Genomic DNA, 25,769 nt, shown 5'->3' on the forward strand with positions numbered 1-25,769 from the left:
CCACCGCGTTCGCCGCGGCGGGCGCCTCGGTCGCGTACCTCATGCTGGCGGTCGCCGGCCCGATCCCGGTGCCCGGCGGCGGCACGGTGAGCCTGCCCGGCGGCGGCACGCTGCGGGCCGTGGTCGCCGGGCTCGTCCCGGGCGCGCCGCCCCAGCCGAGCGAGTGGCCGCGGGACGTGGACCGGCTCGACCGGACGGTCCGGCCGGTGGTCGAGGAGCTGCGGGTCTGGTACTGGCTCCGGGACGGGGAGTGCCGGGTCCTGGAGTACGCCCACGGGACCTTCTACGACGGACCCCCGGAGTGCGGGCCCGGCGTCATACCGTTCGACGCCCAGGCCCGGGCCGACTTCGACCGGGTGGAGGACGCCGTCAAGCGCTCCCGGATCCCGATCGAGCGCATCCGCACCAGCGCCGGCGTCATCTACGTCCAGGTGCCCGACTCGTCGTGGCAGTACAACTACGAGTACGCGTACTTCTACGCCACCGACACGCCGCCGCAGATGCGCTTCCCCGAGGAGCGGTGGACGCACATCACCGGCAAGTGGTGGTTCCACCGCGCCCACGACGACTGAGCATCAGGCCGGCGTGCGGTAGACGGCGAACGTGGTCTCGCGCCGCAGCCGGAAGCCGAGCTGGCGGTAGAGGCGGATCGCGTTGGTGTTGCTGGCCGCCGCGTGCAGCAGCACCTGGTCGCCGCGGGAGCGGATGTTGTGGGCGACGGCGCGCACCAGCCGGCCGGCCAGCCCTTGGCCGCGGTGCTCGGCGTCGGTGCAGACCGCGCTGATCTCGGTCCAGCCGGGCGGGTGCAGCCGCTCGCCCGCCATCGCCACGAGCCGGCCGTTGCGGCGGATCCCGAGGTACGTGCCGAGCTCGAACGTCCGCGGGCGCCACGGTCCGGGGTTGGTCCGCGCCACCAGCGCGGCCATCTCGTCGGCGTCCGCGGCGCCGAGCACGACCGCCTCCGGGTCGGGACGGGCGTCGATGCCGTCGTCGACCATCTGCACGCCCGTGCCCTTGGCCACCGGCTCCCAGTCGGGCGGCGGCGCGACCTCGGCCCCGGTGATCGGGAGCTCGACGCCGGGGCCGGCGAGGTCGGCGAGGTCGGCCCAGACCTGCTCGTCGCGGTCGTCGGGGAGACCGACGAAGACCGATATGTCGGGGTCATAGCGGCGGGCCGAGCCGTTGGCCTGCGCGAAGTGCGCGTGCGGGCCGGTCAGCGAGTACCAGGCGGGGTTGTCGAGCACGGCAGCCTCAAATGCTAGTTTTCCGATAGGGATTGACAACTTACCGCAGGGCTCCCTACTTTCCCAACAAGCCCCCAGAGGCATGGAGCCCTCGCATGATCGATCAAGCAGTCCTGAGCCCACCGGATTCACAGCTCGCCCATCGGCGCGTGACGCCGCGGCTGCGCCCCTGGCGCTGGTTCGTCAGCGCGGCCACGCTCGTGGTGCTCGCCCAGTTCGTCACCGGGATCTTCACCAACGAGCACTACGAGTGGCACAAGTTCGGTGCGTTCTTCACGCGCGAGTCGATCCTCGACGGCGTCGTCGTCACGCTCCAGGTCGTCGGCCTGAGCGCGCTCTTCGGGCTGCTGCTCGGCGTGGTCGTCGCGCTCGGGCGGCTGTCGAGCAACCCGCTGGTCGGCGCCATCGCGTGGGCCTACGTGTGGTTCTTCCGGGCGCTGCCGCTGCCGCTGCTGCTGATCATCACGTTCAACTTCTCGTACTTCTACCCGAGCCTCGGCGTCGGCATCCCCTGGGGCCCGGTGTTCGCCGAGGTCCAGACGAGCAGCCTCACGCCGCTGGCGATCGGCGTCATCGCGCTGAGCCTCAACGAGGCGGCGTACGCGGCCGAGGTCATCCGCGGCGGCATCCTGTCCGTCGAGCACGGGCAGATCGAGGCCGCCAACGCGCTCGGCCTGAGCAAGGCCCGGCAGCTGCGCCGCATCGTGCTGCCGCAGGCGCTGCGCTCGATCGTCCCGGCGTACGGCAACCAGCTCGTCGGCCTCGTAAAGGCCAGCTCGCTGGTCTACTACGTGTCGCTGCTCGACCTGTTCGGCGCGGTGTTCGTGCTGGAGTCGCGCCACCCCGAGTCGCTCGTGCCGATCCTCATCGTGGGCGCGACCTGGTACCTCATCATCACTGCGGCGCTGTCGACCGTGCAGTTCTACGTCGAGCGGTACTTCGCCCGCGGCTCGGTCCGCGCGCTGCCCCCGACGCCGGTCCAGCGGCTGCGACGCCTCACGGTCGAGTCGTGGGGCCGGCTGACCCGGAGGGGCTTCTGATGACGGCCGCGCTGGAGATCCGCAACGTCCACAAGTCCTTCGGCCTGCGCGAGGTGCTCAAGGGCGTCGACCTGACCGTCCGCCCCGGCGACGTCGTGGCCGTCCTCGGGCCGTCGGGGTCGGGCAAGTCGACCCTGCTGCGCACCGTCAACCACCTCGAGCGGCCCGACCTCGGCTACGTCGCCGTGCACGGCGAGCTGATCGGCGTCGAGGTCCGCGGCCAGCACCTGCACGAGCTGCCCGAACGGGCGGTGCGCCGGCAGCGGACCCGGATCGGCTTCGTCGCCCAGAGCTTCAACCTGTTCCCCAACCTCACCGCGCAGGACAACGTCGCCGAGCCGCTCGTCGCCCACAGGCGCCTGAGCCGGGACAGGGCCCGCGAGCGGGCGGTGGAGCTGCTGGCCCGGGTCGGCCTCGGCGACCGCGGCGACGCCTACCCGCGCCAGCTCTCCGGCGGCCAGCAGCAGCGCGTCGCGATCGCTCGCGCGCTGGCGCTCGAGCCGACCCTGCTGCTGTTCGACGAGCCGACCTCCGCCCTCGACCCGGAGCTCGTCGGCGAGGTGCTGTCGGTGATCCGCCGGCTCGCCGACAGCGGCACCACCCTCGTCATCGTCACCCACGAGATCGGCTTCGCCCGTGAGGTCGCCGACACCGTGGTCTTCATCGACGACGGCGTGATCGTCGAACACGGCCCGCCGTCCCAGGTGCTCGACCACCCGCAACAGGCCCGCACCCGGGAATTCCTCTCGAAAGTGCTCTGAACAACCAAGGAGATCCATGCGTACCGTCAGGACGTTCGCGGCCGCCGTCGTGCTCGTAGCGGGACTCGCCGCCTGCGGCAACGGCGACGAGGCACAAGCCGAGGCCAGCAACGGCACGGTGACCATCGGCGCCCAGGCCGACGGCATCGCCAAGCCGACCGAGCTCAAGGTCGAGCAGCAGCAGCGCATCGCCGACCTGCTGCCCGAAGCAGTCAAGAAGGACGGCAAGCTCACCATCGGCCTCGGCGCGCTGCCGACCGGCTTCCCGCCGCTCGCCTTCGTCGGCGACGACGACAAGACCGTCACCGGCGCGGAGCCCGACCTCGGCCGGCTCGTCGCCGCGGTGTTCGGCCTCACGCCCGAGTTCAACAACGACACCTGGGACAACCTGTTCGTCGGCATCGACTCCGGCAAGAACGAGGTCGGCTTCTCGAACATCACCGACACCGAGCAGCGCAAGGAGAAGTACGACTTCGCCTCGTACCGCCAGGACAACCTGGGCTTCGCGGTGAAGGCCGGCAACAGCTGGAACTTCGACAAGGACTACACGAAGCTCGCCGGCCTCAAGGTCGCCGTCGGCGCCGGCACCAACCAGGAGAAGATCCTGGTCGCCTGGCAGGAGAAGCTCAAGAGCGAGGGCAAGACGCTCGACATCAAGTACTTCGCCGACACGCCCAGCACCTTCAAGGCCATCGTCTCGGGGCAGATCGACGCGTACTTCGGGCCGAACCCGGGCATCGCGTTCCAGATCAGCAAGACCCAGGGCACCCCGGACGCGGTCCGCAACGCGGGCGTCTACTCCGGCGCCGGCGAGACCCTGCAGGGCCTCATCGCGGCCACCACGAAGAAGGACAACGGCCTGGTGAAGGCGCTGGCCGAGGCGATCAACTACCTCATCCAGAGCGGCGTCTACAAGCAGTGGCTGGCGGCGTACAACCTCGACACCGAGGCCGTGCAGACCTCCGAGGTCAACCCGCCGGGCCTGCCGAAGTCGAACAAGTAGCCGGGCGGCCGGCTCGACCCACGGGCCGAGCCGGCCACAGGCCGCGATCAGCAGAGCCTTCGCACGGACGCGCAGGACCAGCGGGACGATCGCCGCGGCGACCAGCGCGCCGCGCAACCCGACGCCGCCGCCCTATTCCGCGCGGCATCATGGAACGATGGCTGCTGCCGGGCCCGGTCCGCTGCACGGGCCGCAGACGCTCACGTCCGCGGTGCGACATGAGCTGGAGCGGTGTGGTTCGACGCTTCCGGTGTACCCCTGGATCGGCGCGGTGCAACCGCAGCGCACCGCCGTCGTCGGGGACGGCGAGCGGTACACCCGGGTGGTTCCGGCCGGCCGGCCGTGGCCGCCGGTCGAGGGGCAGTTCATCGTGCTGTGCCGGCACGGCGGGCAGGTCATGGCGGCGGGCGCGCCCCCGGACCTGGCCGCCGCCGTGGCGGTCGCCGTCGCCTGGCAGGCGGGGCCGCGGCTGACCGAGCTGGCCGCACGGTTCCCGTTCCTCGGATCGGTGGCCCTCGCGGCGGCCCGCGAGCGCGGCGACACGACCGAGCACGCCTGGCGGTCGTACCACGAGGACCACCTGCGCCGCCTCGACCCGCGCCTGCGGCCGTTCGTCGCGGCCGCATTCCACGAGCCGCGCCTGCGCGCGCTGCGCCCCTTCGCCAGCCACCTGCGGGTGTTCGGCTTCACCAGGCCCGCGCCGAGGCCCGCCGCCGCGGCCGAGCGCCAACCCGAGCCGATCGCCACGCCCGAGCCCACCGCCACGGCCGAGCCGATCGCCACGGCCGAACCCACCGCGACGCCCGAACCCAGCGCCACGGCCGAGCCGATCGCCATGGCCGAACCCACCGCCACGGCCGAGCCCACCGCCACGCCCGAGCCCAGCGCCGCGGCCCCACGCGAGCCCGGCGGCGGCGCCTGGCGACTGCCGTCCGTGACGCCGGTCGGCCACGGCCGGTACGAGGTGCGGGCCGCCTCCGGCGCGGTGCTCGGCGTCACCGACGCCCAGGGCAGCGTCGCGCTTGTCCTCGCGGCCCTCGCCGACGGCCCGCCGCGGCCGTAGTCACCCGCCGCCGTGGGAGACTGGGTGCAGGAGTACGCGAAGGGACGCGATGGGTCAGGGAGACGAACGCCGGCGCGACGCCGAACGGACCCGCCGGGAGATCCTCGACGTCGCGACGCGGGAGTTCGCCGACCGCGGGTATGACGGTGCTCGGGTGGACGAGATCGCCGAGCGGACCCGCACGACCAAGCGGATGATCTACTACTACTTCGGCGGCAAGCGGCAGCTGTACGTCGAGGTGCTGGAGCGCGCCTACGCCCGGATCCGCGCGGCCGAGCACCAACTGAACCTCGACCACCTGCCGCCGGCCGAGGCGATCCGCCGGCTCGCCGAGATCACGTTCGACCACCACGAGGCCAACCCGGACTTCATCCGGCTGGTCTGCATCGAGAACATCCACCGCGGCGAGCACATCGCGCAGCTGGACAGCCTGGCCGCGCTCAACAGCCCGGCGATCAAGCTGATCGAGCAGATCCTCAAGCGGGGCCGGGCCGAGGGCATGTTCCGCGACGACGTCGACGCGTTCGACGTGCACCTGGCGATCAGCGCGTACTGCTTCTTCCGCATCGCCAACCGGTACACCCTGACCGCCATCTTCGAGCGTGACCCGGTCGACCCGGCGCGGCGCGGCCACTACCGGCGGCTGCTCGGCGACATGATCGTCTCGCACCTGCTCGTCGGGGGCTCAGAGCAGTAGCTCCTGCCCGTCGCGGGCCACCTCGACCGGCGCCGGCCCGCCCGCGTACGGGTTGGTGTTGTTGAGGTGGCCGAACAGGAAGCGGACGCCGGGGTGGCGGCGCAGCGCCGGCAGTGCGCCCGCGATCGGCAGGTGGCCCATCTCGCGCGGGGTGCGGGTCAGCCCGGCCGCCAGGGCCGGCTCGTCGTCGGTGCTGAACGTGCCGTCGAGCAGCGCCGCGTCGGCTCCGGCGAGGAACGCGTCGAAGGTGTCCGTCCACGCCGGCAGGCAGGTGGCGTACACGAACGACCGGCCGGTCCGTTCGTCGGCGATCCGCAGCGCGGTGACCCAGGCGCCGGGCTCGTCGCGCGGCGCGTAGCGCGGCACCTTGGACCCGACGACCGACGCCCGCACCGTGAGGCCGCCGTCGAGCGCGAGCGGTTCGCCCACCCGCAGCTCGTGCGCCCGCACGTCGGTGTAGTGGCGCAGCATCGGGATGAACGGGAGCGCGGCGAGCACGGTGCCGGTGGCGTACAGGTCGAGGCGGGCCGCCTCGCGGAGGCCGAGCAGGCCGGCCGTGTGGTCGATTTCGGCGGTGGTGAGCAGCACGCCGCGGATCGGGGTGTCCCGCCGGCCCGGGCCGGGGTCGAGGTCGCCGGCCGACAGCAGCTGCAGGCGCAGGTCGGGCGAGGCGTTCACCAGGTACCACGCCGTGCCGTCCCCGGTGACCGCCACGCCGTCCTGGGTGCGGTGCGCCCCGCTGCGCCGGGCGGCGGCACAGCCGGTGCAGGCGCAGTTCCACTGGGGGATGCCGCCCCCGGCCGCGGAGCCGAGGACGCGCACCCTCACCGCGACCGCCGCGGGATCGCCGGCAGGCGGACGGCCGGGGCGGCCGCCACCCGGACGCGGTCGTGGTGGGGCGACAGGCGGCAGGCCGGGTCGGTGGCCGCGGGGTCGCCGGTGAGCTGGAACGCCTGGCAGCGGCAGCCGCCGAGGTCCTCCTCACGCAGCGCGCAGGTGCGGCACGGGTCGGCCATCCACGCGGTACCACGGAACGCGTTGAACAGCTCCGAGTGCTGCCAGGCACCCGCCAGGTCGGTGGTCCGGGCCGACGGGACCGGCAGGCCCAACCTTCCGGCGGCCAGGCAGGGCAGCAGGTCGCCGTTCGGCGCGACGACGAGCTGGCGGCTGCCCCAGCCGTTCATGCAGGGCTTGGGGCGCCCGGTGTGGTAGTCGGGCTCGACGTACACGATCTCGACCCGGTCGCCGTGGCGGCGGTGCACCTCGGCCGCGGCCAGCGCGGCCGCGTCGACCTGCTCGCGGGTCGGCATGAGGGCGGCGCGGTTGCGCAGGCCCCAGCCGTAGTACTGGGTGTGGGCGAGCTCCAGCCGGTCGGCGCCCAGCGACACGGCCAGCTCGGCGATCTCGGTGAGGCGGCCGGTGTTGCCGGCGTGCAGCACCACGTTGACGGTGAGCGGGATGCCCGCCGTGCGCACGAGCGCGGCGGCGGCGAGCTTGCGTACGTGGAACCGGCCGCCGGCCATGGCGTCGGCGGCGGCGGGCCCGGCGTCCTGGATGGACAGTTGGAGGTGGTCGAGGCCGGCGGCGAGCAGCGCGGCGAGGCGGGCGGCGGTGAGCGGGATGCCGCTGGTGACGAGGTTGGTGTACATCCCGAGGCCGCTCGCGTGGCCGATGAGGTCCGCCAGGTCGGGGCGCAGCAGCGGTTCGCCGCCGGACAGGTGCACCTGCAGCACCCCGGCGGCGCGGGCCTGGTCGAGGACGCCGGTCCACTCGGCGGTGGTGAGCTCGGCGCGGTACGCCGCCAGTTCGACCGGGTTCGAGCAGTACGCGCAGCGCAGCGGGCAGCGGTACGTGACCTCGGCGAGCAGGCCGGTGGGCCGGGGATGGCCGCCCGTCCAGGTGGTTGCCCCGGCGGCGCCGCCCGCCAGGGCGCCGCCGGGACGTTCGGAGCCCACCCGCGGCGCCGCGGCCAGCAGCCGGCGCTCCCGCAGGTCGGCGAGGAGGCGCTCGACGTCGGCCGGCTGGACGCCGTCGTAGTCGCGGGCCAGTCTGGCCACGATGCCGGCGAGGTCGCGCCGGCCGTCGCAGGCCCGCACCACGTCGGCGGCGACCGGGTCGAGCAGCAGGACGCCCTCGGGGTACAGCAGGGCGTCCTGGCTCCGGACGGGGTCGAAGGCGAGCCGGACGCCGCGGCGCAGCGCGGGCGGGGTCACCGGCGGGGTCACGCGGCCGCCGCCGCGTAGTCGACGGCGTCGAGCATCGCGCCGAGCACGTCGCACTTGAAGCGCAGCGCCGCGAGGGCGGACCGCTGCTGCTGTGCGGTCGTGCAGTGGGTGAGCACCAGGTCGAGGGTGTCGGCGCTGTCGCTGCGGGCCACCGGGATGCGGGTCTCGAAGTAGGCGAGGCCGTCGGGCTTGATCCAGTCGTAGTGCCGCTCCCAGGCCCGCAGGCGGTCGGTCATGAGGTCGGGCGAGAACAGCTCGGTGAGGGCCGCGGCCACGCTCTCCGTCCACGGCCGGGTCAGGCAGAAGTGCAGGTAGCCGTCGACGGCGAACCGCACGCCGCGCAGCACGTGCCGCTCGTCGACGACCTCGTCGCGGGACAGCCCGACCGCCTCGGCGAGGGCGAGCCAGTCGGCCAGTCCTCCGGTGCCTTCATTTGTACCGTCGTGGAAGGTCACCCGCGGCAGCCACGCGCGGCGGACCTCCGGCAGCGGGCAGTTCGCGACGACGGCGGCGTTCTTCTGGGCCAGGCAGCGCTGGTAGTACCAGCGGTTCGCCACCCAGGAGCGGATCTCGTCCGGGGTGCACCGCCCGGCGTGCAGCCGCAGGTGGAACGGGTGCCGGTCCCAGTAGTGCGCGCCGAGGCCCCGCAGGGCCTCGGCGAACGCGTCCCGGGTCAGCACGGTCAGCGGGACTGCCGGAACCACGGGTCACCCGCGCCGGAGTAGGCCGAGACCTCGGGCCGCGTCTCGAGGCACTCGACCCGGGGCGCGGTCCATGGACGGCGGGTGGCGGTGGCGGGGGTGGCGGTGCTCTGGTCGGTGCTGGACATGGTTGCTCCTCGGTCCGCTAGACGGTTTATCAGAGCCGCTGAATGGTCGAACCATAGTCCGCCGCGCATGCCCGCCACAAGCCCGATCCTTGTGCGTCGATCCGGCGCGGGCCTATATTGAGCCAGCTTCCTGCCGGTACTATCGGTCCGCCTGGTGGACCACGCGGATCGCCGACACCCCGTGAATGGAGAACCCCGGCATGCATTGGAAACGTCCCGCCCTGCTCGCTGGTCTCGTCGCCGCCGCGACGGCCGCGATCGGGCTCGTCGCCGTCCTGCCCAGTGCGGCGCAGAACCCCAAGGAGCACCGCACCGGCGCCCGCGAGCTGGGCAGCCCCGACTACGGGGTGTGCCGCGGCGTCGACGAGCGCTGCTACCACGACTGGGGCAACTTCGACCCGGCGAAGGGCTACCGGGTGCTGCTGTTCACCCGTACCGCCGGCCCGCGGCACGCCAACCTGGGCCCGGCGCTCGGCACCGGGCTGAACCCGGCCCTCGCCGCGAACAACGTGGTGCAGAACGGCGTGGTCGCGCTCGGGCAGAAGAACGGCTTCGCCGTCGACTGGACCGAGGACCTCGCCCAGGTGAGCAGCCCCAACCAGCTGTTCCGGTACAACGCGGTGATCTTCTTCAGCACCTCCCGCGACACGCTCGACGACGCGGCGCAGACCGCGCTGCGGCAGTACATCCGCGGCGGCGGCGGGTTCGTCGGCGTGCACAACGCCTTCGGCACCGAGTACAACTGGCCGTGGTATGAGGGTCTGCTCGGCGGCGCGAACTACTACGACCACGGCCCGGCCCAGCCCGGCACGGTCCGCGTCGTGGACCGCCGCGACGTCTCCACCGCCGGCCTGCCGGCGACGTGGCAGCTGCGCGACGAGTGGTACAACCTGGTCCCGGCCCCCACGAAGGTCCGGGTCCTGGCGACGGTCGACGAGGACACCCTGGCCGAGGGCGTCGAGGGTTCGATGGGCCACCCGGGCCACGGCGACGACCACCCGGTCACCTGGTGCCAGTACTACGACGGCGGCCGGGCCTGGCTGACCACGCTGGGCCACGACGGCCAGATCTTCGGCGACGGCACGACGTTCCCGGGCGCCCTGCAGTTCCAGCAGATGCTGGTGGGCGGCATCAGGTCCGCGGCGGGCGCCGCCCCGTTCTGCCGCTGACCCGGTCCCGCACAAGCCCCGCGGCCGCCACCCGGCCGCGGGGCGCTTCGCCGTGCCGATCAGGGCGCAGCGGCCCGCAGACATCGAAACATTCACACAAGTCCCGCGACTGCTGCGCAACCTCGCCGGCTTCGACCTCGACGGGGTCGAGCAGGCACTGTTCGGCCAGTTCATCAGCGGCGCCTACTACACCGCGGTCGCGCGGCTGTCGGGGCTGCCGGCGGGCGTCACGCTCGACGACGTGGCCGCCGGCACGCCCGACAACGCCCACCGCGGCCCGGCCGGCGCCCGAACCCTCACCCGGCCGGCGGGCGTTGCCGCAGCACCAGGAACAGCCCCGCCACCGTCGCCGCCATCCCGGCGACGCTCACCGGCGGGACCGGCTCGGACAGCAGCAGCCAGCCCCACAGCACGCCGAAGAGCGGCACCAGCAGGTTGACGTTGGCCGCGCGGGCCGGGCCCTCGGTCGCCACGAGGCGGTAGAACAGCAGGTACGCGACGGCGCTGCCGGCCAGGCCGAGCACCACGAGGCGCAGCACCAGGCCACCGGTCGGCTCGGCGCGGACCGGCAGCACCAGCAGCGCCGGGGCCAGCAGCAGGCACGCGGCCAGCTGCTGGCCCGCGGCGAGCGCCACGGGTGCCTCGCCCGGGAATCGGCGGGCCGCGTAGAAGCCGCCGTAGGCGAACACCGCCGCACCGGCCAGGCCGGCCGGCACGCCGAGCGCGCCGCCGTCGCCGAGGTGCAGGCCGCGGCTGGCCATCGCCACCGCCACGCCGGCGATCGCCAGCGCCAGGCCCGCCAGCTGGCCCGCCGTGGGGCGGCGACCGGCGAAGGCCAGCGCGAACAGCGGCGACGACGCGTTGAGCACCGCCGCCGTGCCGGCGTCGAGGCTGAGCATCGACAGCGAGATCAGGCTGAACGGCAGGGCCGCCGACAGGGCGCCGAGCACCAGGTAGGCCCGCCAGCGCCGCCACTGCGGGCGCTGACCGGCGGCCCGCGCCGCGAGCAGCAGCGCGGTGCCGCCGATGAGCGTCCGCACGACGGTGACCCCGACCGGCCCGGTCGCCGGCACGACGTCGCGCACCAGGACGTACGACAGGCCGAACAGCGCCCCGCAGGCGAACAGCCCCGCGAACCTCACAGCCCGAGGTACACGCGCCGCACCCGCACGTCGTGGCGCAGTTCCTCCGACGAGCCCGACATCGCGACCGTCCCGTTCTCCACGACCAGGCAGCGGTCGGTGGCCTCGAACGTCAGCTTCGCGTTCTGCTCCACCAGCAGCATGCTCAGCCCGTCGGCGCTGAGCCGCTGCAGGGCGGCCAGGATCTCCTCGACCAGCTTCGGCGACAGGCCCATCGACGGCTCGTCGAGCAGCAGCAGCTTCGGCTGCGACATGAGCGCGCGGCCGATCGCCAGCATCTGCTGCTGGCCGCCGGACAGCGCGCCGGCGAGCCGGGCCCGCATCTCCCCCAGCACCGGGAACAGCGTGAAGACCTCGTCGAGCTGCTGGCGGGTCGCGCTGTTCCACGGCCGGGCGTAGGCGCCCAGCAGCAGGTTCTTCTCGACCGAGAGCCCGGCGAACACGTGCCGGCCCTCGGGCACGTAGCCGATGCCGTGCCGGACCATGTCGCGGGCCTTCACCCGGGACAGGTCCTTGCCGTCGAGGCGCAGCGCGCCGACGGTGCGCGGGACGAGCCCGAGCACCGCCTTCAGCGTCGAGGTCTTGCCCGCGCCGTTGGCGCCGATGATGCCGAGGCACCCGCCGGCCGGCACGGCGAAGCTGACGGAGCGCACGGCGCAGACGCCGCCGTAGTGCACGGTGAGGTCCTCGACCTCCAGGGCCGGTTGCAGGGCCGGTTGCAGCGCCGGTGCGCTCATCGGCTCGCCTCCTCGATCGGGACCTCGGCGATGGTGTCGGACATCGAGTCGCCGAGGTACGCCTCGATGACCTGCGGCGCGGTGGCCACCTCGGCCGGCGTGCCGTCGGCGATGATCCGCCCGCTGGCCAGGACCGTGACCCGCTCGCACAGCGACATGACCAGGCCCATGTTGTGCTCGATGAGCACGACGGTGACCCCGCTGTCGCGGATGGAGCGCACGATCTCGCTGAGCTGGCGTACCTCCTCGCCGTTGAGCCCGGCGGCGGGCTCGTCGAGCAGCAGCAGCTTCGGCCGCTGCGCCATGGCCCGGGCGATCTCGACGCGCCGCTGGATGCCGTAGGGCAGCGCCCCGGGCAGGGCGTCGGCGAAGTCGGCCAGGCCGAAGCGGGCCAGCAGCCCGTCGCCGGCGCCGCGCAGCGCGCGGTCGCGCCGCCAGACGCCGACCGGCCACAGCAGGTACTGCCAGATCGAGCGGGTGCGGGTCTGGTCGAGCGCGACCAGGACGTTCTCCCGCACGCTGAGCGCGCCGAACAGCCGCAGGTTCTGGAACGTGCGGGCCATCCCGGCCTGGGCCAGCCGGTACGGGCTGGCGCCGGTCACCGTGCGCCCGTCGAACACGACCCGGCCCGTCGTGGCCTTGTACAGCCCGGTGACGACGTTGAACAGCGTCGTCTTGCCGGAGCCGTTGGGCCCGACGATGCCGCGGATCTCCCCGGCCCGCACCGACAGCGACACGTCGTCGAGCGCCCGCAGGCCCTTGAACTGCTTGCCGACCGCGACGATCTCCAGCAGCGGCCCGTCGCGCTGCGCCGCGTCGGCCGCCGGGTACGGCTCGAACGGCCGCAGCTCCTGCCGGGCCCCGCCGCCGCCGCGGGCGAAGCGCTCCCGCAGCCGCTTCGGCAGCCCGGCCAGGCCGGTCGGGGCGAACACGACGACCAGCACGACGACGCTGCCGTAGGCGACCTGCGCGTAGGTGGGGTAGTCGACGAGCAGTTCCCGCAGCAGCGACAGCATGACCGCGCCGGCGACGCAGCCGAGCAGGCTCTGCCGGCCGCCGATGATCACCATGGCGAGCAGCAGGAACATGTTGGCGATGCTGAACGTCTCGGGCGCCACATACCGCACGAGCCCCGCGTACAGCACACCCGCGGTGCCGCCGTAGACGCTGGCGAGCAGGAACGCGGTCATCCGGACCATCGGCACCTCGACGCCGACCGAGCCGGCGGCGAGCGGGTCGTCGCGCATGGCCCGCATCCGCCGGCCGAGCGGCGTGCGCACCACGAACAGCCCGAAGGCGAGCGCGATCGCGAACACGACGAGCTCGACGTAGTAGAAGAGGTACTCGCTGGAGAGGTCGACGCCGGGCAGTTCCGGCACCGGGATGGCGTTGATGCCCTCGGCGCCGCCGCTGAGCTCGGCGTTGGTGACCCAGTTGGTGAACGCGAGCGCCAGGCCCAGGGTCACGATGCCGAGGTAGTGCGACTGGACGCGCAGCGCCGGGGTACCGACGAACACTCCGGTGACGGCCGTGGCGACCAGGGCGAGCAGCGCCGCGCTCCAGAAGCCGAACCCGGCGTTGGTGGTCAGGATCGCCACCGTGTAGGCGCCGACGCCGAAGAACGCGACCTGGGCCAGGTTGACCTGCCCGGCGATGCCCATCGCCAGGCCGAGGCCGATGGCGAGCAGGGCGAAGATGAGCGTGACGTCGATGACGTGGATCGCGTAGGAGTCCACGCCGTAGGGCAGCATCCACAGCGCGGCCGCGACCACTGCGAGGATGGCGAGACGGCGTTTCATGCCCGGTTGACCGTCCTTTCGCCGAAGATGCCGGTGGGGCGGACCATGATGATGGCGGTGAAGATCAGGAAGGTGACGAGTTCGCTGTACCCCTGGAAGTGCCCGGCGGCGAACGCGTCGAGCACGCCGATGGCCAGGCCGCCGATGATCGCGCCGGGGATGTTGCCGAAGCCGCCGAGGATCGCGCCGGCGAAGCCCTTGATGCCCAGCGCGCCGCCCATCGTCGGGCTGACGTAGAGCAGCGGGCCGACCAGCCCGCCGGCCAGGGCGGCGAGGCCGGCGCCGATGACGAACGCGATCGAGTTGCTGCGCCCGACGTGGATGCCGACCGCGGTGGCGGCCTCGTGGTCCATCGCGACGGCCTGCATCGCGGTGCCGCGCTTGGTGCGGGACAGGAACAGCATCAGCAGTACCATGGCCGCCGCCGCGATGGCGAGGACGACCAGGTCGTAGGTGCGGATGCGCAGGCCGAACAGGTCGATCGGCGCGGCCGGCACCGGCGACGGGACGGCCCGGCCGGTGGCGCCCCAGATGATGATCGCGAGCGCGTCGAGCACGATGCCGAAGCCGATCGTGCCGATCAGCATCAGGTCGAAGTCCTTGTTCTCCAGCGGCCGCAGCACGAACTCGATGACGAAGCCGACGAGTCCGGTCACCACGATGGCCACGACCATGGCGAGCGCGAACGGCAGCTTGACGGACATGTAGAAGGTGGAGGCGACGTACGCGCCGAGCGTCACGACGTTGCCGTGCGCGAAGTTGACCAGGCCCATCGTGCGGTAGACGAGGGAGAATCCCATGGCGACGAGGGCGTAGACGGCACCGAGGCTCAGTCCGCCGATCAAGGTTTGCAACGTGACTTGCATGGCTCTCCCGATGCCGGAGCGGGGCGTCACCGCCGAACGACGGCGACGCCCCGGTTGGGTTGGGCAGGCTTGGACAGGCTCAGCCGGCGGCCTGCAGCTTGCCGTTGGTGATGACGCCGATGGAGGTGGCGAAGATGCCGACGCCGGTCTCGTCGTAGGCGAAGTCGCCGAGCAGGCCCTTGTACTTGGTCGCCCGGATCGCGTCGGCGAGCGCCTTGCCGGTCGCGACGTTGCTGGTCTTCAGCGCGGTGAGCACGATCTGGGTGCCGTCGTAGGCCTTGGCGCCGTGCAGTTCGGCCTCCTCGTTGTAGGCGGCCTTGTAGGCGGCGGCGAACTTCTTCGCGGCCTCGCTGACCTCGTTGCTGAGGTACGGCGAGCTGACGATCGTGCCCTCGGCCTTGGCGGCGCCGGCGGTGTCGAGGTACACCGGCGTACCCTGCGGCGCGGCGCCGGCGAACGGCACGGTGATGCCGAGGTCGCGGGCCTGCTTGACGATGAGGCCCGACTGGACCTCCTCGGCGCCGAGGAAGATCAGCTGCGGCGACTTCTGCCGGATCGTGGTGAGCGCGGCGCTGAAGTCCTTCTGGTCGGTGGTGACGACCTGGTCAGCGACGGGGGTGACGCCGCGGCTCGACAGGGCCTTGAGGAACGCGTCGTGCTCGCCCTTGCCGTACGAGCCGTTGTTCGTGATCATCGCGATCGACTTGATGCCCTTGGTGTCGACGATGTACTTGGCGAGCGTCTCGTCGTAGGTGGTGCTGGTCGGGCCGTTGAGGAACAGGAACGGGCTCTTGACCCCGACGAGGCCGGTGGACTGGCCCGACGTGATGTTCGGGATCTGCGCCTGCTGGAGGATCGGCGCCATCGCGATGGTGACCGCGCTCTCGGCGGTGCCGATCATCGCGATGTACCCCTCGCTGGCGATCTTGCGGGCCAGGTTGGTGCCGACGGTCGGGTCGCCCTGGTCGTCGAAGACGTCGAGCTGGATCTGCCGGCCGCTGATGCCGCCGGCCTTGTTCCACTCCTCGACGGCGAGCTTCGCGCCCTTGAGCTCCCAGGCGCCGAGCGAGCTGAGCTGGCCGCTCTGGGCGTCGACGAGGGCGAGCTTGATCGGGCCGTCGCTGCTCTTGGTCTCGGTCTGGTTTTCGCCGGGGGCGCTGCAGGCGGTGAGTGAAAGGGCCAGCAGGGCGGCGCCGGCCATGAGTCTGAAGCGAAGTGCGGACATGTGCGCATCACCTCGGAGGGGTTCGGAAGGAGCGTCCGGAAGGGGTGTTCACTCGAAGACACCGTGGTAGATGTCCTTGATGTTCCAGTGCCCAGGGGTCGGCACAGGCTCGTTGACCATCGCGACGTCCAGCACGGCCGGGCGGCGGCGACGGTGGGCGGTCAGGAGCGCGTCTCGAAGATCCTCGACGCGCTCGATGAGGTACCCGTCGGCGCCGCAGGCCCGGCCGTAGGCGGCGAAGTCGGGGCTGTAGGGGCGGCCGTCGGGGTCGGTGAAGGTGCAGCCGTACTCGCGGCCGTAGTTGGCGGCCTGGAGGTCGGCGATGGTGCCGTGGGCGCGGTTGTTCATGACCACGAACAGCACCGGCAGGCCGCGTTCGACGGCCATCGGCACGGCCGGCAGCTGCGCGCTCATGCCGCCGTCGCCGACGAGGGCGACGACGACCCGCTCGGGCAGTGCCAGCTGGACGCCGAGCGCGGCGGCCGGGCCGAAGCCCATGGTGGAGGCGCCGCCGGGGGTGATGAACCGGCCCTCGGGCGGCAGCGGGTAGCACTGCGCGACGCCGTTCTTGTTCCAGCCGACGTCGGTGACCAGGATCGTGTCGGGCGGCAGGGTCTCGCGCACGTCGAGCAGGATCCGCTCGGGCCGCAGCGGGAACTGCTCGCTGCGGCCGCGTTCGGTGCTGCCCTCGAACAGCGCGGTGCGGGCGGCGCGGATCTGGTCGCGCAGCGCCGGGCGGCGGACCGCCTGCGGGGCGGCCCGGCGCACGGCCTCGTCGACGGCGCGCACGGCGTGCGTGGCGTCGGCGACGATGCCGAGCTCGACCGGGTAGTTGCGGCCGATCTCGGCCGGGTCGATGTCGATCTGGATCAGCCGGGTCGGCGGCACCCGCCAGGTGTAGGCGGGGTTCCAGGAGCTGGCGTCGGTCTCGGCGAACCGGGTGCCGATCGCGAGGACGACGTCGGCCTCGAGGGCGTAGGTGTTGGTGACCTCGAGGCCCCAGAACCCGGTCATGCCCATGACGAGGGGGTGCTGGTCGGGCAGCGCGCCCTTGGCCATCAGCGAGTGCGCGACCGGGATGTCGAGGTGCTCGACGAGCGACAGCAGCGCCTTGCGCCCGTCGCCGGGGCCGAGGCCGCCGCCGAGGTACACCAGCGGCCGCTCGGCCCGGATGAGCAGCTCGGCGGCCCGCTCGGCGTCGGCGGCGGACAGCGCCGGCGTGGTGGTGGCCGCCGGCAGCGGGAACGCGGTGGCCCGGTCGGCCGGCAGCGGGCGGGAGAAGAGGTCCATCGGCACGTCGAGCAGCACGGTGCCGGGCCGGCCGGCGGTCGCGGTCCAGAACGCCCGCTCGGTGAAGCGGGGCAGGTCCTCGACGCGGTGCACGTGCCAGGCCCGCTTCACGAACGGCCGGTAGATCGCGGTCTGGTCGGCGTCGGCGTGGAGGTTGACCTCCTGGTGGGGGTGGCGGCCGTACATGTACGACGGCACGTCGCCGGCGATGGTGACCAGCGGCACCGAGTCGAGCGCGGCGGTGGCGACGCCGGTGACGGCGTTCATCATGCCGGGGCCGACGTGGACCAGCAGCACGCCGACCTTGCCGGAGGCGCGGGCGTAGCCGTCGGCGGCGTGCGCGGCGGCCTGCTCGTGCCGGGCGATGACGAACTCGATGCCGCTGCGGCCGATCGCGTCGAGCAGCGCGATGTTCGTGTGCCCGCAGGTGCCGAAGACGTACTCGACCCCGTACGCCTCCAGCTGCGCGACGAGCGCCTCGGCCGCGGTCTTGGTGTCACTCATCGCGACGGTTCCTCCAACGTGATCCAGGTCTTGCCCGGCAGCTTCCGGGCCTGCGCGAACGCGTCGCCGGCCCGCTCCAGCGGGAACCGGCCCCGCAGGATGCGCCCGGGGCGCAGCTCGGCGGCCCGGGCCACGGCGGCGGCGAAGTCGGCCGGGTGGTCGTAGATGAGGCAGCCGAGCAGGGTCAGCCGCCGCTGCACGACGGCGAACGTCGAGAGCCGGGCCGGCACGGCGCTCTGTCCGATGAGCACGATCCGGCCGTCGGGCCCGCACCGCTCGACCGCCGTCTCCAGCGCGACCGGGACGCCGGACGTCTCGAACACGACCGGGAAGTCCGCGCCGGGCGGCATGGCGGCGGCGCCGAGCTCGGCGGCGGTGGCGAGCCGGCCCTCGTGCGGGTCGACGACGAACGGGACCGCGCCGAGCGCCCGGGCGGCCAGGCAGACGAGCAGGCCCTGCGCCCCGGCGCCGACGACGAGGCAGCGCTCGCCGGCGGTGAGGCCGGCGCGGGACACCGCGGCGAGGGCGACGGCGAGCGGCTCGACGCAGACCAGGTCCTCGTCGGCGAGGCCGGGCGGGGCGGTCCAGGCGAACCGGGCCGGTACCGTGAGCCGCTCGCGCAGCGCGCCGGGCTCGTTGATGCCGAGGATGCGCCGATTGGGGCAGACCGCGGTCCGGCCGGCGGCGCAGGCGGGGCAGGTCAGGCACGGGAAGTTGGGCTCGACGGCGACCCGCTCGCCGAGCCGGCCGGGCGCGACGTTGCCGCCGACCCGCACGATGTCGCCGATCGCCTCGTGGCCCAGCGCCCAGGGCAGGCCGGGCACGGCGCGCTTGCCGTCGACGACGGCGAGGTCGGATCCGCACACGCCGACGGCGCGGACGGCGACCACGACGTCGTCGGGGCCGCATTCGGGCTCGGGCCAGTCGCCGGCGACCTCGACGGCGCCGGGCCCGGTGAGGACGGCGGCCCTCACGTGCGGGTGCCCCAGATCGACAGGCCGCGCAGCAGCAGGGTCTTCACGACGGTGTAGTCCTCGATCATGCAGGCGGGCGACTCGCGGCCGAAGCCGGAGTCCTTGACGCCGCCGAACGGCACGTGGTCGAGCCGGAAGTTCGACGAGCCGTTGACGACGAGCCCGCCGACCTCCAGCTCCCGCCAGGCGGTGACGATCCGCCCGATGTCGTGGGTGAACAGCCCGGCCTGCAGGCCGTAGCGGCTGCGGTTGCAGGCGGCCAGCACCGCGTCGAAGTCGTCGTAGGGCAGCACTGCGACGAGCGCGCCGAACACCTCGCGGGTCACCACGGACGCGTCCGCGGGCGGGTCGACGACGATCGTCGGGGCGACCGTGGCGCCGTCGCGGGTGCCGCCGAGCGCGATCCGGGCGCCGCCGGCGGCGGCCTCGGCGCTCCAGGCGACGACCCGTTCGGCGGCCTCGTCGTCGACCATCGAGCCGACGTCGGTGGCCGGGTCGAGCGGGTCGCCGACCCGCAGCGCCGCGACCTCCTTGCCGAACGCCGTGACGAACTCGTCGAAACGGGAGCGGTGGACGTACACCCGCTGCACCGAGATGCAGCTCTGCCCCGAGTTGGTGTAGCCGGTGCGCGCGCAGACGGTCGCCGCCTGCGCCACGTCCGCGTCCTCGCAGACGATCGTCGCCGCGTTGCCGCCGAGCTCCAGGACGAGCCGCTTGGCGCCGGCGGCCCGGGCCACGGCGGCGCCCGTCTCGGCGCTGCCGGTGAAGCTGATGACGCTGATCTCGGGCGCGGCGCACAGCGCGGCCCCGACGTCGCCGCCGCCGTGCAGCAGCTGCACCGCCTCGACCGGGGCGCCGGCCTCCAGCAGGAGGGCGACGACGGCGGCGGAGACGGCGGGCGCCTGCGGCGGCGCCTTCACGATCGTCGTGTTGCCCGCGGCGAAGGAGGCCCCGAGCTTGTGCGCGAGGAGGTTCGCCGGGGCGTTGAACGGCGTGATGGCGAGCGCGACGCCGGCCGGTGCGCGGTAGGTCAGCGCGGTGTTGCCGACGCCCCGGGCCCACCCGGCGACCGGCAGCAGGTCGCCGCCGATGCGGCGGGTCTCGGCGGCGCAGACGGCGAAGGTGTCGGCGACCCGGTCGAGCTCGCCGCGGCCGTCCTTGACCGGCTTGCCGAGCTCCAGGGCGATGAGCCGGGCGATCGCGTCGCGGTGGTGTGTCGCGAGCCCGGCGGCGCGTTCGAGGACCTCGGCGCGGGCGGCCGGGGCGAGCGCGGCCACAGTCCGGGCACCGGTGTGGGCGTATTGAACCGCACCGTGGACGATCTTGTCGTCGGCGACGGTGGCCCGGCTGACCGCCCGCCGGACGTGTGGACCGATCCGATCGGCCTGCCGGCCGTCCGTGCGCCACTGCCCTGCCAGCAATGCAGGGGCGGGCGCCGGTTCGTCCCCGGACGATTCGAGGATCGCGTTCAGCATGTTCGCTCTCCTGGAAGCCATACCGCTTGGCGGCACATCTGGACCGCTATGCGGACTGGGTGTAACGTACGGGCGGCTGACCGCCGCTGGCAAGAGTCCGAGTCGCAAAAGTTACGAGCGCGTGAAACCGAACGAGCGCGCGACAATCGGCGTCCAGAGGCAGTCACGAGGCACAGGGGTGATGGAGACACATGGTGAAGGCAGTGACGGAGCAGGCCGAGGCGGAGTCGCAGGGCGTCCGCAGTGTGCAGCGGGCGCTGGACATCCTCACGCTGCTCACGGAGGACCGGCCGCTGGTGTCGATCCGCGACATCGTCGAGGAGACCGGACTGGCCAAGACCACCGTCATCCGCCTGGTCCAGACGCTGGAGCAGTGCGGCCTGCTGTGGGGCACCGCGGCGGGCTACATGGCCGGCCCCGGGCTGTGGCGCTGGGCCCACCTGGCCCGCCGCAGCTGGGAGCTGCCGCCGGAGACCCAGCGGATGATGCGCGACCTGGCTGCCCGCCGCCGCGAGACGGTGAACGTCTACGTCGCCCGGGACATCTACCGGGTCTGCGTCGCCCAGCAGGAGAGCCCGCAGCCGCTGCGCCACGTCGTGCACATCGGCGACGAGCTGCCGCTGTGGGCGGGCGCGTCGGCCAAGGTGCTGCTGCGCAACGCCACGCCGGGCCGCCTGCTGCGCGTCGCCAAGAGCTCGCCGTACGGGGAGCCGCACACCAAGCGGCTGCAGGAGTGGATCGACGAGGCGGCGCACCAGGGGTACGCCTTCAGCCACGGCGAGCGCGAGGACGGCCTGTCCGCGGTCGCCGTGCCGATCTTCTCCCGCTCCGGCGGGGTCGTGGCCGCGCTGTCGCTCAGCGGGCCCACGCTGCGCTTCACCGACGAACGCATCACCGAGTTCGCCGCCGACCTCAAGGACGTCGCCCAGCGCATGTCGGAGCGCGGCTTCGACCACCCGCTGGGCAGCTCGCTCTGACCCTCCCTGCGAAGGGCCTCCCCGCGAAGGAGCACGCGCATGCACGAGCGACCGCTCGCCGGTATCCGAGTCCTCGACCTGACCAACGTCCTCGCCGGACCGTACTGCAGCTACCAGCTCATGCTGCTGGGTGCCGAGGTGGTCAAGGTCGAGGTGCCGGGGCGCGGTGACCTGGCGCGCCAGCTGGGGTCCGACCCGGACCTCAACCGGCGCGGCATCGGCGCGTCGTTCCTGGCCCAGAACGCCGGCAAGAAGTCCGTCGAGCTGGACCTCAAGGAGGCGGCGGACCGCGCGGTCTTCGAGGAGCTGGTCGGCGCGGCCGACGTGCTGCTGGAGAACTTCCGGGCCGGTGTGCTGGCCCGGCTCGGCTACGACTGGCCGCGGCTGCAGGCGCTCAACCCGGCGCTCATCGCGTGCTCCATCACCGGCTTCGGCCAGACCGGGCCGATGAGCCAGGCGCCGGCCTACGACCAGATCATCCAGGGCCTGTCCGGGATGATGAGTGTGACCGGTACCCAGGACACCGCGCCGCTGCGGGTCGGCTTCCCGGTCTGCGACTCGATCGGCGGGCTCGCCGCCGCCCTCGCGATCACCGCCGCCGTGGCCGCCCGGCACCGCACCGGCGCCGGCTGCCACCTCGACGTGTCGATGCTCGAGGCGTCGATCTCCGCGATGGGCTGGACCGTGTCCAACTACCTCGTGGCCGGCGTCCCGCCTGAGCCGACCGGCGACCAGAACGCGACCGCGGCCCCCTCCGGCACGTTCGACGCCGCCGACGGTCCGCTGAACATCGCGGCCAACCGGCAGGAGCAGTTCGAGTCGCTGTGCCGGCTCGTCGGCCGCGCCGACCTGATGAGCGACGTCCGGTTCGCCGAGCGCGAGGGCCGCAAGGCGCACCGCGAGGCGCTCAATGACGAGCTGAACCAGGCCCTGCGGTCGCGCCCGGCCGCCGAGTGGGAGCGGCTGCTCACCGCGGCCGGCGTGCCCGCGGCCCGGATCCTGACCGTGCCGCAGGCGGTCGAGCTGGAGCAGCTGCACCATCGTGGCTTCATCCAGGAGCTGCCGTTCCCCGACGGATCCGGGCGGCCCCTGCGGGTGGTGAGCAGCGGGGTGCTGTTCGACGGCGCGCCGCTCACCCCCGGGGACCCGCCGCCGTTGCTCGGTCAGCACAACACCTCCGTCCCCGAGCTGCTCGCGTCCTGGCGCGCGGCTCGCCTCGTCTCGGAAGGGGCGGCTGAATGACCGACGACACTCGCCAGCGGGTCGCGGACTGGTGGGCCACGTCCGTCTCACGGATCGAGCCCGGGGTCATCGAGCTGCGCGGGCGGCCGATCCAGGAACTGCTCGGCAACGCCTCGCTCACCGACGCGATCTGGCTGATGCTGCACGGCACCCTGCCCACCCCGCGGCAGGCGGAGCTGCTCGACGCGGCCCTCGTCGGCTCGGTCGACCACGGCCCGCACGCCCCGTCGATCGCCGTCGCCCGGATGTCGGCGACCTGCGGTATCGGGCTGAACAACGCGATCGCCAACGGCGTCAACGTGATGGGCGACGTGCACGGCGGCGCCGGGCAGCAGTGCGTGGAGCTGTACACCGAGATCCGCGACCTGGCCGCGGCGGGCACCGCCCTCGACGAGGCGACCCGCGTGGTGGTCGGGCGGTGGCGGGCCCGCAGCAAGTACCTGCCCGGGTTCGGCCACCGCTTCCACCCGCGTGACCCGCGCCGCGACCCGCTCGTCGGGCTCGTCGAGCGGGCGGTCGCCGACGGTGTCGTCGCCGGCGACTTCCTGGCCGCCGGGCTCGCCGTCGAGGCGGCGATCGCCCCGGTGCCGATGAACATCGATGGTGCCACCGCCATCATCTACGGCGAGCTCGGGTTCCCGGCCCCGCTGGCCCGCGGCCTGTTCGTGGTCGCCCGCAGCGTCGGCATCCTGGCCCACGCCTGGGAGGAGATGCAGGGCGGCCGGCGGATCAAGGGTCCGATCCCGCCGGACATCCGCCCCACCTACCGGCCCTGAGCCCCGGCGACCGCCGGGGCGTCGAGGTAGTCGCGGCTCGCGCTGAGCGCCCGGCGGGCGTGCTCCTTGGCGCCCACCTGGGCGACCAGCGTGGCCCGCGGGATCTCCAGCGTGTAGGGCAGCCCGGGCGGCAGCGCGTCGAGGATGCCGTGCACGTCGATGCCGCCCTCGCCGGGGAACAGCCGCTCGAACCGGGCGGTGTGGATGAGCCCCTCGTTCGTCGGCGGCACGCCGGCCGGCGCGTCGCACACGTGCACGAAGTGGAACCAGTGCGCGGGCAGCTGGCGCAGGTCGGCGATGCTCGACCCGGACCGGGCGAAGTGCAGCAGGTCGATCAGGATCCCCGCGTTGGGCTGGTCCGCGGCGCGCAGGACCCGCACCGCCTCGCGCAGGTCGGGCGTCTCTGTCCAGGACGGGAACTCCAGGTCGACGGTCAGCCCGTACGGGCGGGCCAGCTCGCACAGCTCGGCGTACCGGTCGATCTTGCGGGCCCGGTCGGGGTCGGGCAGCTGAGTGATGACGTGCCGCGCGCCGAGCTCGGCGCCGGCCTCCAGGAACTGCCGGTAGTCGCGGGGTGTCCGGTCCGGGCTGATCCGGGCCAGCTCGATGTCGAGGACCTCGACGCCGGTGGCGGCGAGGCGGGCCTTGGTGCTGCGCATCAGCGCCGGGTCGGTGGCCAGGGGGTAGTGCGGCTCCTGCGGCGTGACCCGGGTCAGCCGCACGCCGACGTACCGGTAGCCGGCGTCGGCGGCGGCCTCGACGAGCTCGGGCGGTGACAGGCTCAGCGCGGTGAGGTGGGCGAGGGAGTAGTCGTGCCGTTCGGCGCCGCGGTTGACCCGGGTGACCCGGCGCCGCTCGCGGTGCGCGGCCATCCGCACCGGCACGCCGTTGGGGTCGCCGTAGCCCGTGTACGCGCCGGTGCGCTGCACGACGGCGAAGAAGACCCGGGAGCCGAGCAGCTCGGTGTAGAAGTGCAGGTACTCGCCGCGCTCGTCGCGGTCGTAGAGGATCGAGTGCTCACGCAGCGTGTCGAGCAGGTCGGGGCCGAGGTCGAGGCGGGCGCCGAGGTCCGCGTAGTAGTTCTCCGGGATCCGCAGTACCGCGGCGCCGAGCGCCCGCATGGCCCGCGCACAGGCGATGATGTCGCCGGTGCCGAACGCGATGTGCTGCGGGCTGGGGACGGCCGGCGCCCAGTCGCCGCGGCGCAGCGGCGCGGTGTTCAGCGCGATGCGGACCCGGCGGGCGGCGTCGGTGACGACGCGGGAGCGGATCAGGCCGAAGGGGGCGGCGACCTCGGCCGTCTCGTCGGCGTGCAGGCCGAGCACGGTGCGGTAGAAGACGGCGGCCTCGTCGTAGTCGTCGAGCGACTCGGTGAGCGACACGTGGTCGGTGCCGGTGACGAGCCCGTCGTCGCGGACGGACACCCCGGTGGGCACGAAGTCGTCGAGCCAGTTCGGCTCCACCAGGAAGACGGCGGTGCCGTCGGGGGCGGCCACCGAGGTCAGCTCGGCCTCCCCCGGCGCGTACAGGCGGGGCAGCACGGGCGCGAGCAGCGTCTCGGCCCGCTGCGCCGCCCGGGCCGGGTCGGCGCTCTCGATGCCCAGCGCGCAGATCGCGGCGGTGCCGGGGGCGACCGTCCGCTGCGCGCCGGCGTTCAGCAGGACCCGGGCCGTGCCGTGCTGCCACAGCTCGACCGGTTTGGAGCGGTGCTGGGCGGCGTGGACGAAGCCGAGCGCGTTCAGGGTAGCGGCGACCGCCGGCCCGGAGACGTCGTCGACGGCGAGCTCGGTGAACGCGTGCCCGCCGAGCCGGGGCGCCTGCGGCAGGCCGGACAGGCGCAGCCGCTCCCGCACGGCCGGCGGGCCGCCGGTCGCCACCGCCTCCTGCAGTGCCAGCAGCGACCGCATGCCGTCGATGGCGGCGTAGCGGGGCTCGGCCTGGCGGTACACGTCGTTGAACACCTCGAGCGACAGCGGACCGGTGTAGCCGGTGCTCAGCACGTGCCCGGCCAGTCCGGCCAGGTCGAACGAGCCCATGCCGGGGAAGAGCCGGTGGTGGCGGCTCCACTCGACGACGTCCATGGTGAGCCGGGGCGCGTCGGCCAGCTGGAGGTGGAAGATCCGGTCGCCGGGCACCACCCGCAGCGCGGCCGGGTCCTCGCCGCGGGACAGCACGTGGAAGCTGTCCACGCACAGGCCGAGGGCGGAGTGGCCGGCCTTGCGCACGATCCGCCAGGCGTGGGCGTGGGTGTCGACGAACCGGCCCCACGCGAGGGCCTCGTAGGCGACGCGGATGCCGCGCCGCTCGGCCCGGTCGGCGAGCGCCGAGAGCTGCTCGGCGGCGAGGTCGTCGTCGTCGACCGCGTCGGGCGAGACGGTCGAGGTGACCAGCAGGGTGGCGGCGCCGAGCTGCTCCAGCACGTCGAGGACCCGCTCGGCCCGGCGCAGGTTGGCCGCGAACACATCGGGCGGGACCGCCTCGACGTCGCGGAACGGCTGGTAGACGTCGATGGTCAGGCCGCGGCGCGCGCACTCCTGGCGGACCCGGGCCGGCGACCAGGGCGAGGCGACGAGGTCGTGCTCGAACAGCTCCACGCCCTGGAACCGGGCCGCGGCGGCGGCCGCCAGCTTGTCCTCGAGCGTGCCGGACAGGCAGACGGTGGCGATGCAGAAGCGGGGTTGATCGGGGGTGTCGGTGGAACCCATGCGGGCGCCCCTTCTGAACGTACTAG

At 73.4% G+C, this 25,769-nt stretch carries 24 protein-coding genes; 10 read left to right on the forward strand and 14 right to left on the reverse strand.

Annotated features, from left to right (window positions below; translation table 11 throughout):
* Positions 1-572 (forward strand): hypothetical protein (locus ABZS66_RS25615; RefSeq protein WP_354761752.1); only part of this gene is annotated, 572 nt, incomplete at its 5' end.
* 3 nt (positions 573-575) lie between these two features.
* Here the strand turns inward: ABZS66_RS25615 and ABZS66_RS25620 are convergent.
* Positions 576-1,244, reverse strand: a complete 669-nt coding sequence (locus tag ABZS66_RS25620; protein WP_354761754.1) for a GNAT family N-acetyltransferase — start codon at positions 1,242-1,244, stop codon at positions 576-578.
* A gap of 95 nt (positions 1,245-1,339) precedes the next feature.
* On the opposite strand from ABZS66_RS25620, the gene ABZS66_RS25625 reads away from it, so the two are divergent.
* The 5 genes from ABZS66_RS25625 to ABZS66_RS25645 all read left to right on the forward strand — a co-directional run bounded on the left by ABZS66_RS25625 (position 1,340) and on the right by ABZS66_RS25645 (position 5,808).
* Entirely contained in the window at positions 1,340-2,284 is a 945-nt protein-coding gene (locus tag ABZS66_RS25625) for an amino acid ABC transporter permease (RefSeq protein WP_354761756.1), read from the forward strand.
* On the forward strand, positions 2,284-3,045 hold the full coding sequence (locus ABZS66_RS25630; RefSeq protein WP_354761758.1) for an amino acid ABC transporter ATP-binding protein: 762 nt from the start codon (positions 2,284-2,286) through the stop codon (positions 3,043-3,045). The genes ABZS66_RS25625 and ABZS66_RS25630 overlap by 1 nt, the downstream gene beginning before the upstream one ends.
* A gap of 16 nt (positions 3,046-3,061) precedes the next feature.
* Positions 3,062-4,048: a transporter substrate-binding domain-containing protein gene (locus ABZS66_RS25635; protein WP_354761760.1), complete on the forward strand. Its 987-nt coding sequence runs from the start codon at positions 3,062-3,064 to the stop codon at positions 4,046-4,048.
* 157 nt (positions 4,049-4,205) lie between these two features.
* On the forward strand, positions 4,206-5,111 hold the full coding sequence (locus ABZS66_RS25640) for a DUF6193 family natural product biosynthesis protein (RefSeq protein ID WP_354761762.1): 906 nt from the start codon (positions 4,206-4,208) through the stop codon (positions 5,109-5,111).
* A gap of 49 nt (positions 5,112-5,160) precedes the next feature.
* Positions 5,161-5,808 carry a TetR/AcrR family transcriptional regulator gene (locus tag ABZS66_RS25645; RefSeq protein WP_354761764.1) on the forward strand — a complete coding sequence of 216 codons (648 nt, stop codon included), beginning with the start codon at positions 5,161-5,163 and terminating at the stop codon, positions 5,806-5,808.
* Here ABZS66_RS25645 and ABZS66_RS25650 read toward each other — a convergent pair.
* From ABZS66_RS25650 to ABZS66_RS25665, 4 genes are read right to left on the reverse strand one after another with little or no spacing between them, the layout of a single operon-like run.
* The gene (locus ABZS66_RS25650) at positions 5,797-6,636 is read right to left on the reverse strand and encodes an MBL fold metallo-hydrolase (RefSeq protein ID WP_354761766.1); all 840 of its coding nucleotides are present in this window, start codon (positions 6,634-6,636) and stop codon (positions 5,797-5,799) included. The two genes, ABZS66_RS25645 and ABZS66_RS25650, sit on opposite strands and share 12 nt — an antisense overlap.
* A complete protein-coding gene (gene pqqE / locus ABZS66_RS25655; RefSeq protein WP_354761768.1) occupies positions 6,633-8,033 on the reverse strand; it encodes a pyrroloquinoline quinone biosynthesis protein PqqE in 1,401 nt (466 codons plus the stop codon). Before pqqE ends, ABZS66_RS25650 begins: the two co-directional genes overlap by 4 nt.
* Complete coding sequence (pqqC, locus tag ABZS66_RS25660) at positions 8,030-8,737, reverse strand: pyrroloquinoline-quinone synthase PqqC (protein WP_354761770.1); 708 nt, start codon at positions 8,735-8,737, stop codon at positions 8,030-8,032. The genes pqqE and pqqC overlap by 4 nt, the downstream gene beginning before the upstream one ends.
* Entirely contained in the window at positions 8,716-8,862 is a 147-nt protein-coding gene (locus tag ABZS66_RS25665) for a hypothetical protein (RefSeq protein WP_354761772.1), read from the reverse strand. The genes pqqC and ABZS66_RS25665 overlap by 22 nt, the downstream gene beginning before the upstream one ends.
* Positions 8,863-9,062: 200 nt before the next feature.
* On the opposite strand from ABZS66_RS25665, the gene ABZS66_RS25670 reads away from it, so the two are divergent.
* The gene (locus tag ABZS66_RS25670; RefSeq protein ID WP_354761774.1) at positions 9,063-10,031 is read left to right on the forward strand and encodes a ThuA domain-containing protein; all 969 of its coding nucleotides are present in this window, start codon (positions 9,063-9,065) and stop codon (positions 10,029-10,031) included.
* A gap of 296 nt (positions 10,032-10,327) precedes the next feature.
* Here the strand turns inward: ABZS66_RS25670 and ABZS66_RS25675 are convergent, their stop codons facing one another.
* The 8 genes from ABZS66_RS25675 to ABZS66_RS25710 form a co-directional block, all read right to left on the reverse strand.
* The gene (locus tag ABZS66_RS25675; RefSeq protein ID WP_354761776.1) at positions 10,328-11,173 is read right to left on the reverse strand and encodes a DMT family transporter; all 846 of its coding nucleotides are present in this window, start codon (positions 11,171-11,173) and stop codon (positions 10,328-10,330) included.
* Positions 11,170-11,910 (reverse strand): ABC transporter ATP-binding protein, encoded by a 741-nt coding sequence (locus tag ABZS66_RS25680; protein WP_354761777.1) that lies wholly within the window; start codon positions 11,908-11,910, stop codon positions 11,170-11,172. The genes ABZS66_RS25675 and ABZS66_RS25680 overlap by 4 nt, the downstream gene beginning before the upstream one ends.
* Positions 11,907-13,709 carry a branched-chain amino acid ABC transporter ATP-binding protein/permease gene (locus ABZS66_RS25685; protein ID WP_354761779.1) on the reverse strand — a complete coding sequence of 601 codons (1,803 nt, stop codon included), beginning with the start codon at positions 13,707-13,709 and terminating at the stop codon, positions 11,907-11,909. The genes ABZS66_RS25680 and ABZS66_RS25685 overlap by 4 nt, the downstream gene beginning before the upstream one ends.
* Positions 13,706-14,554, reverse strand: coding sequence for a branched-chain amino acid ABC transporter permease (locus tag ABZS66_RS25690; RefSeq protein ID WP_354761781.1), 849 nt, complete (start codon positions 14,552-14,554; stop codon positions 13,706-13,708). Before ABZS66_RS25690 ends, ABZS66_RS25685 begins: the two co-directional genes overlap by 4 nt.
* 100 nt (positions 14,555-14,654) lie before the next feature.
* Positions 14,655-15,800, reverse strand: a complete 1,146-nt coding sequence (locus ABZS66_RS25695) for an ABC transporter substrate-binding protein (RefSeq protein ID WP_354761783.1) — start codon at positions 15,798-15,800, stop codon at positions 14,655-14,657.
* A 48-nt stretch (positions 15,801-15,848) separates the two neighbouring features.
* The gene (locus tag ABZS66_RS25700; RefSeq protein ID WP_354761785.1) at positions 15,849-17,594 is read right to left on the reverse strand and encodes a thiamine pyrophosphate-binding protein; all 1,746 of its coding nucleotides are present in this window, start codon (positions 17,592-17,594) and stop codon (positions 15,849-15,851) included.
* On the reverse strand, positions 17,591-18,568 hold the full coding sequence (locus ABZS66_RS25705) for an alcohol dehydrogenase catalytic domain-containing protein (protein WP_354761787.1): 978 nt from the start codon (positions 18,566-18,568) through the stop codon (positions 17,591-17,593). The genes ABZS66_RS25700 and ABZS66_RS25705 overlap by 4 nt, the downstream gene beginning before the upstream one ends.
* Entirely contained in the window at positions 18,565-20,043 is a 1,479-nt protein-coding gene (locus ABZS66_RS25710; protein WP_354761789.1) for an aldehyde dehydrogenase family protein, read from the reverse strand. Before ABZS66_RS25710 ends, ABZS66_RS25705 begins: the two co-directional genes overlap by 4 nt.
* 191 nt (positions 20,044-20,234) lie before the next feature.
* On the opposite strand from ABZS66_RS25710, the gene ABZS66_RS25715 reads away from it, so the two are divergent.
* From ABZS66_RS25715 to ABZS66_RS25725, 3 genes are read left to right on the forward strand one after another with little or no spacing between them, the layout of a single operon-like run.
* Positions 20,235-21,020 carry an IclR family transcriptional regulator gene (locus ABZS66_RS25715; protein WP_354761791.1) on the forward strand — a complete coding sequence of 262 codons (786 nt, stop codon included), beginning with the start codon at positions 20,235-20,237 and terminating at the stop codon, positions 21,018-21,020.
* A 39-nt stretch (positions 21,021-21,059) separates the two neighbouring features.
* The gene (locus tag ABZS66_RS25720) at positions 21,060-22,262 is read left to right on the forward strand and encodes a CoA transferase (RefSeq protein WP_354761793.1); all 1,203 of its coding nucleotides are present in this window, start codon (positions 21,060-21,062) and stop codon (positions 22,260-22,262) included.
* Positions 22,259-23,038 carry a citryl-CoA lyase gene (locus ABZS66_RS25725; RefSeq protein ID WP_354761795.1) on the forward strand — a complete coding sequence of 260 codons (780 nt, stop codon included), beginning with the start codon at positions 22,259-22,261 and terminating at the stop codon, positions 23,036-23,038. The genes ABZS66_RS25720 and ABZS66_RS25725 overlap by 4 nt, the downstream gene beginning before the upstream one ends.
* On the opposite strand, the gene ABZS66_RS25730 is transcribed toward ABZS66_RS25725, so the two are convergent.
* Positions 23,026-25,743: a TIM barrel protein gene (locus ABZS66_RS25730; protein ID WP_354761797.1), complete on the reverse strand. Its 2,718-nt coding sequence runs from the start codon at positions 25,741-25,743 to the stop codon at positions 23,026-23,028. The genes ABZS66_RS25725 and ABZS66_RS25730 overlap by 13 nt on opposite strands.
* Positions 25,744-25,769: the final 26 nt, after the last annotated feature.

The organism is Dactylosporangium sp. NPDC005572 (genome assembly GCF_040605515.1).
Taxonomy (GTDB): Bacteria; Actinomycetota; Actinomycetes; order Mycobacteriales; family Micromonosporaceae; genus Dactylosporangium.

Excerpts from the sequence above, each read along its gene's own strand:
- ABZS66_RS25625 (WP_354761756.1), top strand. The coding sequence starts at position 1,340 with ATGATCGATCAAGCAGTCCTGAGCCCACCGGATTCACAGCTCGCCCAT.
- ABZS66_RS25630 (WP_354761758.1), top strand. The coding sequence starts at position 2,284 with ATGACGGCCGCGCTGGAGATCCGCAACGTCCACAAGTCCTTCGGCCTG.
- ABZS66_RS25635 (WP_354761760.1), top strand. The coding sequence starts at position 3,062 with ATGCGTACCGTCAGGACGTTCGCGGCCGCCGTCGTGCTCGTAGCGGGA.
- ABZS66_RS25640 (WP_354761762.1), top strand. The coding sequence starts at position 4,206 with ATGGCTGCTGCCGGGCCCGGTCCGCTGCACGGGCCGCAGACGCTCACG.
- ABZS66_RS25645 (WP_354761764.1), top strand. The coding sequence starts at position 5,161 with ATGGGTCAGGGAGACGAACGCCGGCGCGACGCCGAACGGACCCGCCGG.
- ABZS66_RS25665 (WP_354761772.1), bottom strand. The coding sequence starts at position 8,862 with ATGTCCAGCACCGACCAGAGCACCGCCACCCCCGCCACCGCCACCCGC.
- ABZS66_RS25670 (WP_354761774.1), top strand. The coding sequence starts at position 9,063 with ATGCATTGGAAACGTCCCGCCCTGCTCGCTGGTCTCGTCGCCGCCGCG.
- ABZS66_RS25680 (WP_354761777.1), bottom strand. The coding sequence starts at position 11,910 with ATGAGCGCACCGGCGCTGCAACCGGCCCTGCAACCGGCCCTGGAGGTC.
- ABZS66_RS25685 (WP_354761779.1), bottom strand. The coding sequence starts at position 13,709 with ATGAAACGCCGTCTCGCCATCCTCGCAGTGGTCGCGGCCGCGCTGTGG.
- ABZS66_RS25695 (WP_354761783.1), bottom strand. The coding sequence starts at position 15,800 with ATGTCCGCACTTCGCTTCAGACTCATGGCCGGCGCCGCCCTGCTGGCC.
- ABZS66_RS25700 (WP_354761785.1), bottom strand. The coding sequence starts at position 17,594 with ATGAGTGACACCAAGACCGCGGCCGAGGCGCTCGTCGCGCAGCTGGAG.
- ABZS66_RS25710 (WP_354761789.1), bottom strand. The coding sequence starts at position 20,043 with ATGCTGAACGCGATCCTCGAATCGTCCGGGGACGAACCGGCGCCCGCC.
- ABZS66_RS25715 (WP_354761791.1), top strand. The coding sequence starts at position 20,235 with ATGGTGAAGGCAGTGACGGAGCAGGCCGAGGCGGAGTCGCAGGGCGTC.
- ABZS66_RS25720 (WP_354761793.1), top strand. The coding sequence starts at position 21,060 with ATGCACGAGCGACCGCTCGCCGGTATCCGAGTCCTCGACCTGACCAAC.
- ABZS66_RS25725 (WP_354761795.1), top strand. The coding sequence starts at position 22,259 with ATGACCGACGACACTCGCCAGCGGGTCGCGGACTGGTGGGCCACGTCC.
- ABZS66_RS25730 (WP_354761797.1), bottom strand. The coding sequence starts at position 25,743 with ATGGGTTCCACCGACACCCCCGATCAACCCCGCTTCTGCATCGCCACC.